Genomic DNA, 605 nt, shown 5'->3' with positions numbered 1-605 from the left:
TTCGTGATGTCCCACGACCAGACCTGGTTCGGTGCTGTGGCCATGAGTTCGGGCTTCGCGTACTGCGGATGCTGGAGTTGATTGCGGCGCTCACGCACCGGCTGGCACTCGGCCAGGACCCGGTACATCGTGCGCTCGCTGCAGAGATACGTCTTCTCGTCGAGCAACGTCGCGAACACCTCGGCGGGCGATCGATCGACGAAGCGATCCGAGCTGAGTACCTCGACAACACGTTCGCGCTCGTTCTTGCTTAAGGCCCGGGCGGGCGTAGGACGGGGCTGCTGACGCCCGGGAATCGGCCTCTTGCGGCGATAGAATGTTGCGCGCGACACACCGAGCGCCGTGCAGGCCGGCTCAACACCGACCTGCACGGACAACCCTTCGGCTGCGATCAACAGTCCTTCCCGTCCTCGAGGCTGAAGCCCAGCAGCCCGGCAACTTTTTCCTGAACATCCAGGATCGTGTGTGCCTTGTGCAGGTCCTTCTCGAGGCGAGCCACCTTCGCTTCGAGTTCGCGGACTTTCGGTTCGAGCGGGTTGCTTGCCTTTGGCTTCGCGCCGCGCTTCTTGGACCGCAGCCCGCGAAGCGCTCCCTCGTCTCGTGCC

2 protein-coding genes are annotated in these 605 nt (G+C 64.0%); both read right to left on the bottom strand.

The window, feature by feature from the left end:
- Nucleotides 1-395, bottom strand: a 395-nt coding sequence (locus tag GY725_03985) for an IS3 family transposase (protein ID MCP4003334.1), incomplete at its 3' end; no start/stop codon positions are given.
- Nucleotides 392-605: hypothetical protein (locus GY725_03980; protein ID MCP4003333.1), on the bottom strand; the 214-nt coding region annotated here is incomplete at its 5' end. The genes GY725_03980 and GY725_03985, both read right to left, overlap by 4 nt.

It is taken from the genome of bacterium (genome assembly GCA_024226335.1).
Lineage (GTDB): Bacteria > Myxococcota_A > UBA9160 > SZUA-336 > SZUA-336 > JAAELY01.
Note: the sequence above shows the minus strand (reverse complement) of the source record. Positions and strands in the feature narration are given on the sequence as shown.